Below are 9100 nucleotides of genomic sequence, written 5' to 3'. Positions count from 1 at the left end.
AGCCAAACCGAAGCCCGACCAGTCCAGGGTATAAATCATAATTGGCACTGGCTTATCAAGCACCCTGTTGAGTTCTCAAAGAACAACCACACACCGCCCGAAAACCCCACACCGTGGAGCACCCGACCCGGGGCATTTCGTTCGTCATGTCCGCCGCTTCCCGCGCCGGGCACTTTTACTACGTTACCCGGTGGTTTCCGCCGTGTCAAACCGCTTCGTAGCGATCCGCACCACTTCAACCCATTTTCCGGGCGCCACGCGACATCGGCTCGCGCCGTTGTCGATCGTGACTTCCGGTAGGCCGACCGCTGCGGTCTCCCGCGAGCTCGCCCGGTTCCCTACCGGCGATGAACCATACCCGGTCGGCTCCGCCTCGCCAAATCCGCCTCGCGGTGGATCCGGGGCACCGCCCGGTCACGGGCCGGTGAGTGCAACTCGCCGGACCCGAAAGCTCGTTGCCGCGCCCGGCCTCCGGAAACTTTGCTCCGGTTCGTCCGTTCCGCGCTGGCAGAGAGAAAGTTACGCCCCCGGCGGATCGATCGTCAAATCCACCGGGGGCGTCCCACGTCACGTCGGGACCGTACGGCTAACCGCGCAGCTCGATCCCGGCGAACGACCGCTTGCCCCGACGCAGCACCAGGTACCGACCGTGCAGCAGGTCGCCGGGGCCCACGGTGGCGTCGGTCTCGGTGATCCGGGTGTTGTTCACGTAGGCGCCGCCCTCGGCGATCACCCGGCGCGCCTCCTTGAGGCTCGGCACCAGCCCGGAGTCCCGGAGCAGCCCGGCGACGTCGGGCAGCTCGTCGACGTGGACGAGGCCGGCCTCGGTCAGCGCGGCCCGCAGCGTGGCCGGAGCGAGGTCGTCCAGGGAGCCGCGGCCGAAGAGCGCCTGGCTCGCGGCGACCGCCTGCGCCATCTCCCGCTCACCGTGCACCAGCGTGGTCAGCTCCTCGGCGAGCGCCCGCTGCGCCGCCCGGGCCGCCGGTCGCTCGGCGGTCTCCTTCTCCAGCGCCTCCAGCTCCTCCCGGGAGCGGAAGCTGAAGTAGCGCAGGTAGCGGCTGACGTCCCGGTCGTCGACGTTGACCCAGAACTGGTAGAACGCGTACGGGCTGGTCATCTCGGGGTCGAGCCAGATGGCGCCGCCCTCGGTCTTGCCGAACTTCGTGCCGTCGGACTTCGTCACCAGCGGCGTGGTGAACGCCTGCACGGGCCCGGCACCGCGCCGGCGGACGTAGTCGACGCCGGCGGTGATGTTGCCCCACTGGTCCGAGCCGCCGAACTGGAGCCGGCAGCCGTGCCGGCGGTGCAACTCGAAGAAGTCGTTCGCCTGGAGCAGCTGGTAGCTGAACTCGGTGAAGCTGATGCCGCTCTCCAGCCGGGCCTTGACCACCTCCCGGGCCAGCATCTTGTTGACCGGGAAGTGCTTGCCGACGTCGCGGAGGAACTCGACCACCGACATCTCGCCGGTCCAGTCCAGGTTGTTGACCAGTCGCGCCGCGTTCTCGCCCTCGTACGAGACGAAGGGGGCGAGCTGGTCGCGGATCCGCGCCACCCAGCCGGCGACCACCTCGGGGGCGTTGAGGCTCCGCTCTGCGCTCTCCTTCGGGTCGCCGATCTGCCCGGTGGCGCCGCCGACGAGCAGCAGCGGACGGTGCCCCGCGAGCTGGAGCCGGCGGGCCGTGGCGACCTGCATGAGGTGGCCGACGTGCAGGCTCGGCGCCGTCGGATCGAAGCCCACGTAGTAGGCGGCGGAGCCGCCGTCGAGCAGCGCACGCAGCTCGTCGAGGCCGGTGGAGTCCTGGATCAGGCCCCGCCACCGCAGGTCGTCGGTCAGGGAGTCCCGCCCGGGCGGCGGGGGGCTGCTGTCGGTCACGGTCACCGATTCTCCCCCATGACCGGGAACGGAACGTACCGGGTTTGCCGGGTGGCCGGCGGCGTAGGCTGGCCGCGCCGGATCGAGGAGGGAACGCCGTGGACATGCCGGATCTGACGGGTGGCTTCGTCGCCCTGCTCGGCCTCAAGCTCGACGAGGTCGACGGCGACCGGGTGGTGATCCGTTGGCAGGTCCGCCCCGAGCTGCACCAACCGTTCGGCATCCAGCACGGCGGCGTGTACTGCTCGGTGGTCGAGACGGCCGCCAGCATCGGCGGGTCGCTGTGGCTCGGCGAGCGCGGACGCGTCGTGGGCGTGTCGAACCAGACGGACTTCCTGCGCGCGGTCCGCGACGGCGAACTGACCGCCGTGGGCACCCCCGTGCACCGGGGGCGCAGCCAGCAGCTCTGGCAGGTGGAGATCACCGACGCCGACGACCGGCTCGTGGCCCGCGGCCAGGTCCGGCTGCAGAACCTCTACCCGGCCTGACCCACCGAGGGCCCGGCCTGACTGCCGAGGGCCCGGCCTGACTGCCGAGGGCCCGGCCTGACTGCCGAGCGCCCGGCCTGACCGGTCGAGGCGCGGTGACGGCGCCGCCGGCCGAGACGCGTGAGGACACGCACACCCCGGCGGTGATCCGCCGCAACGTGCTGGAGGACCCCGGCCTGCCGCACGGCGGCAGCGGGGACGCGTTCAGCCCCGGGCCTCGTCCAGCACGGCCTCGGCCTCTTCGGGCGCCGACTCGGCCCGCCGGCGCAGCCGGACCCCGACGATGGCGCGGTGGTCGATGCGGGTCACCTCCAGCTCCCAGCCGTCCACGACGACGCTCTCCCCCGCCACGGTGGGGATGTGGCCGAGGCAGGCGAGCAGGAGTCCCGCGATGGTGGTGTAGTCGCCGCCGGGACGGCTGGGCAACTCGACGCCCAGATCGACGAGGTCGTGCACGGGGAAGGTGCCGGGGAGCAGCAGGGCGCCGTCGGGCTCGGTGCGCACGGAGCGCACGTCCCGGTCGGTCTCGTCGTAGATCTCCCCGACGATCTCCTCGAGGATGTCCTCCAGGGTGACGATCCCGTCGACCGCGCCCCGCTCGTCGACCACCAGGGCGATGTGCTGGCGTTCGGCCTTGAACTGCCGCAGCGCGTCCACCACCGGCAGGGAGTCCGGCAGCAGCATCGGCGGGCGGGCGCACTCGTCGACCGGCCGGTCGTCGGGGACGCCCACGAGGTCACGCAGGTGGATCACGCCGACCGCGTCGTCGAGGCCGCCGTGCCGGACCACCGGCGCCCGGGAGTGGCCGGTGGCGGCCAGCAGCAGCCGCGCGGCCTCCGCCGTGGTGCCGCTGTCGAGCGTGAAGACCTGCAACCGGGGTACGAGGACCGCCCGCAGCTGCCGGTCGGCGATCTCGACGGCGCCGGCGATGATGGTCCGCTGCTCCTTGGTGAAGCCGTGGTTGCCGGCGACGATGTCCCGCAGCTCGTCGGGGCCGATCTCGTCGGGCTCGTGCTTCGGGTTGAGTCCGACGAGGCGTACCACCAGGTCGCTGGTGGCGCCGAGGGCCCAGACGGCCGGTCGGGTCACGGAGGAGAGCAGGTCGAGCGGGCGGGCCACCAGCAGGGCCCACCGCTCGGCGGCCTGCATGGCGATCCGCTTCGGGGCCAGCTCGCCGAAGACCAGGGTGACGAAGGTCAGCACCAGGGTGACCGCGACGATCGCGACGGTCTCGGCGGCGCTGCCGAGCGCGCTGAGGAGCGGTACGAGGGGCTTGGCCAGCGACACCGCCGCCGCGGCGGAGGCGAGGAAGCCGGCGAGGGTGATCCCGATCTGGATGGTGGCCAGGAAGCGGTTCGGGTCCTTGGCGAGGCGGGCCAGCACCCGCCCGGCCCGGCTGGTGCGTTCCAGCCGCTGGATCTGGCTGTCCCGCAGCGAGACCAGGGCCATCTCGCTGCCCGCGAAGACCGCGTTGAGGACGACCAGGACGCCGACCAGGGCCAGTTGGGTCCAGATGCTCTGCACGCCCGGCTCTCCTCACGCGGAACAGGTGCCCGCCGGTACGACGGGCACCGCCGGCCGAAGGCCCCGGCCGGCGTAGGGCACTCTGTGCCCACCGGACCGGCCGGCGAATCCTCGCCCCGGGCGGTGTGTGATCAGATCCGCCCGGCCACCGGCGGGGCGGGCAGGTCGAGGGCGTACGAGCGGCCCTCGGGGCGGAAACCCAGCCGGTGGTAGTACGGGGCGACCATGCCGGGCGGGGTGATCACCCGGCGGAAGCCGCGGTCGGTGAAGAGGCTGCTGCGCCGGTAGACGAACTCGCCCGGGGTGAAGTCCCGGAACCGCCGGGTCACGTAGTCGAGGTCGACCTGCGCCACGCCGTCGGCCTCGGCGTGCGACAGCACCACGCCGACCACCTCGTCGGCGCGTACGACCAGGAAGGCCGAGCGTTCGGCGGCGGTGCCGGGGGGCCAGCGGAAGCCGGGGTTGAACCGGGCGATGTCGGCGGCGTGCACACTCAGCGTGTGGGCCAGGAACTGGTCGTCGACGCCGACCTCGACGACCTGGTAGGTGGCCTCGTCGTGGCGGGTGGCGAGCATGCTCCGCAGGTACCAGACGTTGATCACGGCGAGTACGACGTTCAGCCCGACCATGGGCCAGACCTGCACGGCGGCGTTGTAACCGATCAGGATCAGACAGCCGACCAGGTTCAGGGCACGCAGCCGGAGGATGCGCGTCTGCAGCAGCGACCAGACCAGCAGCGCGGAGCCGGTCCAGCCGATCAGTTCCAGCCAGTTCACCCCGCGAGAGTAGTGCTCGCGCGGATGCGGTGACCCGGCGGGCGGCGGCAGGTCAGTCGCCGGCCAGCTCCAGCACCCATTCCTCCACCTCGGTGCCCCGGCCGTTGGCGTAGCCACGGTCCTCGCCGATGACGACGAAGCCGCACTTGCGCAGCACGGCGAGCGAGGCGCGGTTGTCCTTGGCGGCGCGGGCGTGCACCGGCCGTTGGGGCAGCTCGCGCAGCAGCGCGGCAAGCGCCGCGGTGGCGTGGCCCCGGCCCCAGCGTCGCGGGTCGATCCAGTAGCTGACCTCGGTGCGCCCGTCGGCCGGGAACGCGACCACGTGGCCGACGACCTCGTCGCCGACGACCACGGTGCGCGGGACGTTGCGCTCGTCGGCGCGCACGCGGCGCCAGTGGGCGTCGAAGCGCTCCCGGTCGGCCGGGTCCTCCGGGCCGAAGGCGGCCATCCAGTTGGCCTCGGCGTCCTGCTCGTGGGCGAAGAAGTGGGGCAGGTCGTCGTCGCGGACGGGGCGCAGGCGCAGCTCGGCGGTCACGGGCCCGAGGATAGGGCCGGCCACCGACACCGGATCGCGGGTCGGGTGCGCATGATCCCGGCGCACGCCGCCGGCGGTGCGCCGACAATGGCGGGATGGGACGAACGGTACGGGGCGCGCGGGTGGTCGGGACGAGCGCCACCGGCGCGGCGGCGGCGGGCGCGCGGGCGGCGGGGGCGGCGTCGGTCGGGGCGCTGGCCGTGGGGGCGCTGGCCTGCGGTGCCGCCGCCGTCGGCGCGCTCGCGATCGGGCGGCTGGTGATCCGCCGGGCGGTCATCCGCGAGCTGCGCATCGGCAGGCTGGAGGTCGATGAGCTGGTGGTGCGCGGCCGGCCGGTCGGCGACGGATGACGGACAGCGTCCACGTGGTCGCGGTCGGGCTGGCCGCCTGGTCGGGATGACCGGCGGCGACGCGGGCCGGACGGATCAGTCGGCGGGCGGGGCGTCCATTGGGTAGCCGTAGAGGTCGAGCAGCCGGCCCCGGGCGGCGTGCAGCCGGTCCACCACGACGCTCATGAAGCGAGTGGTCAACTGCCGGCCGAGCGCGTCGTCGGACTCCATCAGCCGGCGCACCCCCTCGGCGGTGAACTCCACCGCCGTGCTGCGCTGCGCGGCCACCGCCCCGAACTGCCAGCGGTACGGCGGGAACAGCCACGACCAGCCCAGCACCCCACCCGCGCCGATCGTCTCGATCTCCACGTCACCCCGGCCGGGCACCGCGAAGTCGAGCGCGACCCGGCCGGTGCGGACCAGCCAGAAGCGCTCCGCCGGCCCGTCGGCCCGGAACAGCCGGTGCCCGGGGTGCCAGACCACCGGCCGGGCGTGCCCGGCGAGTCGGGGCAGCCAGGGCTCGGGCAGTCCGGCAAGGAACGGATGCGCGCGCAGTACGTCCAGGGTGGTCATGCGTGCCCCTCTCGTCGAACCGGGCCGGCGGTGGCCGGACACCCGCGACGGGTCGTGCCGGCTCCCATCGCACCGCACGCCGGCCGTGGGCGGCAAGGGCCGTTGGTCCCGGGTCGCGCGGGCGGAACTCCCCTGGCCGGTGCCGTCCGGCGGGACGAGGGTGGGATCAGGACGGTGCGCCGCGTCGGCGCCGGCAGGGCGGAGGGCGTTGTGGGACGGTGCGGAGAACGGCGGCTGCGGGGGCGTACCGGTGCCCGCTGACACGTCGACCAGGCCGGCGGCCGGGCTCAGCTCGGCGGAGGCCGCCGCCCGACTGCGCGCGGAGGGGCCGAACGCGGCGGTCGCGCCGGCCCGGCGCCGTCTGGGCGGGCGTGTCCTGCACCAGCTCAGCGACCCGCTGGTGGCGTTGCTGCTGGCCGCCGCCGTGGTCACCACCGTGCTGCGCGACTACCCGGACACCGCGGTGATCGTGCTGGTGGTGCTGGTGAACACCGCCATCGGCGTGGTGCAGGAGGTCCGCGCCGACCGGGCGATCGCCGCGTTGGACCAGCTCGCCGCGCCCACCGCCCGGGTCGTGCGGGACGGCCGGGACGTCGTCCTGCCCGCCGCCGACCTCGTCCGTGGTGACCTGGTGCGGGTCGAGGCCGGCGACGTGGTCCCGGCCGACCTGCTGCTCGCCGAGGCGGCCCGGCTGAGCGTCGACGAGTCGGCGCTGACCGGGGAGTCGGTGCCGGTGACCCGGGCCGTGGGCGAGGAGGCCAGCGCGGGGACCGTGGTCACCACCGGGCGGGCCACCGGCACGGTGGTACGCACGGGCGCCGCGAGCGCGCTCGGCCGGATCACCGCCTTGGTGGCGTCCACCCGGCCCGCCGCCACCCCGTTGCAGCGCCGCCTCGCGGGGCTCGGTCGGATGCTCGGCTTCGCCGCGGTGGTTCTCTCGGGGCTGGTCTTCGTCATCGGCGTCGTCGGCGGGCGGCCGGTGGTCGACATGGCGGTCACCGCGGTGAGCCTCGTGGTGGCGGCCGTGCCCGAGTCGCTGCCGGCGGTCGTCACCCTCGCCCTCGCCCTCGGCGCGCGCCGGATGGCCGGGGCGAGGGCCATCCCCCGCCGGCTGCACGCGGTCGAGACGCTCGGCTCCGTCACCGTCATCGCCTCGGACAAGACGGGCACGCTCACCGAGGGCCGGATGGCGGTGCAGCACGCCGTGACCGCCGGCGGCTCCCGCTACGGCGTCACCGGCAGCGGTTACGCGCCGCAGGGCGCCGTCCACCAGCAGGGCGCGCCGGTGGCCGTACCGGACGACCTGCGCCGCCTGGCGCGCGCCGGGCTGCTCTGCAACGACGCGACCCTGGCCCCGCCGACCGACGAGCGGCCGGAGTGGGCCGCCGTCGGCGACCCGTTGGAGGCGGCCCTGGTCGCCTTCGCCGGCCGGTGCGGCCTCGACCCGGAGCTCACCCGGTCGGCGTGGCCGCGCATCGCGGAGCACCCCTTCGACCAGGAGCTGCGCCGGATGACCACCGTGCACCGCTCCTGCGACCGGCGGTACCTGGTGGTGTGCAAGGGCGCGCCGGAGAACGTGCTGGCCGCGCCGCTGGTCGACGCCTCTGGCGAGGAGATCGCCGAGCTGACCGCCGTCGCGCACCGGCTGGCCACCGAGGGGCTGCGGGTGCTGGCCGTCGCGTCCGCCGTGGTGGACGCCCCGCCGGCCGATCCCGCCCGGCCGGTCGGGCTGCGGCCCGCGGGGCTGGTAGCCGTCGGCGACCCGCTGCGCGCGGGCGCGGCCGACATCGCGGGCAGCTTCGACGACGCCGGGGTCCGGCTGGTGCTGGTCACGGGCGACCACCCGGCGACCGCCGCGGCGATCGGCGGCCAGTTGGGGCTCTGGCGCGAGGGCGACCCGGTGGTACGCGGGGACGACGGCGACCCGGCACGGGCGCACCCGCAGGCGCGGGTGTTCGCGCGGACCCAGCCGGAGCAGAAGCTCGACATCATCGCCGGCCTCCAGTCGCGGGGGCACGTGGTGGCGATGACCGGCGACGGGGTGAACGACGCCCCCGCGCTGCGTCGCGCCGACATCGGGGTGGCGATGGGCGGCGGTACGGAGGTCGCCCGGCAGGCCGCCGACCTGGTGCTCGTCGACGACGACCTGTCCACGGTGGCCGCCGCGATCGGCGAGGGCCGCCGCATCTACGACAACATCCGGCGGTTCCTGCGCTATGCGCTCTCGGGCGGGGTCGCCGAGATCGCCGTGATGCTGCTCGGTCCGCTGTTCGGGCTGGCCGTACCGCTGCTGCCGGCGCAGATCCTCTGGGTGAACCTGCTCACCCACGGCGTGCCGGGGGTGGCGCTGGGCGCGGAGCCGGCGGAGCCCGGCACCCTGCGCCGGGCGCCGCGCTCCCCGTCGGAGTCGGTGCTCGGGGCCGGCCTGGGCCGCGACGTGCTGGTCACCGGAGGTCTGATCGCGGCCGTGGTGCTCGGTGCCGGCGTGCTCGCCGCGCACTGGGACCGACCCTGGCAGTCGGTGGTCTTCGTGGTGCTCGGCCTGGCCCAGCTCGGGGTGGCGCTCGCGGTCCGCGCGCCACGACCGCGCGGGGTCCGGCGCGGCAACCTGGCGCTGCCGGTCGCGGTGGCGGTCTCCGCGCTGCTCCAGGTCGCCGGGGTGCTGCTGCCGCCGCTGCGGGAGCTGCTCGGCACGCAGCCGCTCGACGCGGCGGAGCTGCTGGCCTGCGCCGCCGTCAGCGTGCTGCCCGGGCTGGTGCTGCGGCTGGCCCGCCGCCCGGGTGGCGGCGACGGACCGGCGGACGCGCCCCTGCCGGACGGGAGCGCGCCGGGTCCGGAGGCGGTGGCCGGCGTCGGTCGGCCCGGGCGGCTCACGTCGGTGTCGGACGGCCCGGCCGGTGACCGCCAGCCTGCGATTCGGGACCAAGGTCCCGCTGGTCGGGACGACCGCCTCTGACGGGTAGCGTGCGGACGGAGCAGGCTGAAGGTGGACGAAGGAGGAT

8 protein-coding genes are annotated in these 9100 nt (G+C 74.5%); 3 read left to right on the top strand and 5 right to left on the bottom strand.

Annotated features, from left to right (window positions below):
• Positions 1–586: 586 nt before the first annotated feature.
• Positions 587–1873: a tyrosine--tRNA ligase gene (gene tyrS / locus EV374_RS28355; RefSeq protein WP_132240218.1), complete on the bottom strand. Its 1287-nt coding sequence runs from the start codon at positions 1871–1873 to the stop codon at positions 587–589.
• 104 nt (positions 1874–1977) lie between these two features.
• Here tyrS and EV374_RS28350 point away from each other — a divergent pair, with 104 nt between their 5' ends.
• On the top strand, positions 1978–2361 hold the full coding sequence (locus tag EV374_RS28350) for a PaaI family thioesterase (RefSeq protein WP_207914625.1): 384 nt from the start codon (positions 1978–1980) through the stop codon (positions 2359–2361).
• Between the two features lie 204 nt (positions 2362–2565).
• Here the strand turns inward: EV374_RS28350 and EV374_RS28345 are convergent, their stop codons facing one another.
• From EV374_RS28345 to EV374_RS28335, 3 genes are all read right to left on the bottom strand, one after another.
• Positions 2566–3885 (bottom strand): hemolysin family protein, encoded by a 1320-nt coding sequence (locus EV374_RS28345; RefSeq protein WP_132240208.1) that lies wholly within the window; start codon positions 3883–3885, stop codon positions 2566–2568.
• Positions 3886–4016: 131 nt separating this feature from the next.
• Positions 4017–4661 (bottom strand): hypothetical protein, encoded by a 645-nt coding sequence (locus tag EV374_RS28340; RefSeq protein ID WP_132240207.1) that lies wholly within the window; start codon positions 4659–4661, stop codon positions 4017–4019.
• A gap of 52 nt (positions 4662–4713) precedes the next feature.
• Positions 4714–5196: a GNAT family N-acetyltransferase gene (locus EV374_RS28335; RefSeq protein ID WP_132240206.1), complete on the bottom strand. Its 483-nt coding sequence runs from the start codon at positions 5194–5196 to the stop codon at positions 4714–4716.
• A gap of 95 nt (positions 5197–5291) precedes the next feature.
• On the opposite strand from EV374_RS28335, the gene EV374_RS28330 reads away from it, so the two are divergent.
• Positions 5292–5546 (top strand): hypothetical protein, encoded by a 255-nt coding sequence (locus EV374_RS28330; protein WP_132240205.1) that lies wholly within the window; start codon positions 5292–5294, stop codon positions 5544–5546.
• Positions 5547–5621: 75 nt separating this feature from the next.
• Here the strand turns inward: EV374_RS28330 and EV374_RS28325 are convergent, their stop codons facing one another.
• Positions 5622–6098 (bottom strand): cyclic nucleotide-binding domain-containing protein, encoded by a 477-nt coding sequence (locus EV374_RS28325; RefSeq protein WP_132240204.1) that lies wholly within the window; start codon positions 6096–6098, stop codon positions 5622–5624.
• A 250-nt stretch (positions 6099–6348) separates the two neighbouring features.
• Between EV374_RS28325 and EV374_RS28320 the strand changes: the two genes are divergently transcribed.
• Entirely contained in the window at positions 6349–9054 is a 2706-nt protein-coding gene (locus tag EV374_RS28320) for a cation-translocating P-type ATPase (RefSeq protein WP_486486010.1), read from the top strand.
• The last annotated feature ends 46 nt before the right edge of the window (positions 9055–9100 follow it).

This window comes from Micromonospora sp. CNZ303 (genome assembly GCF_004345505.1).
Note: the sequence above shows the minus strand (reverse complement) of the source record. Positions and strands in the feature narration are given on the sequence as shown.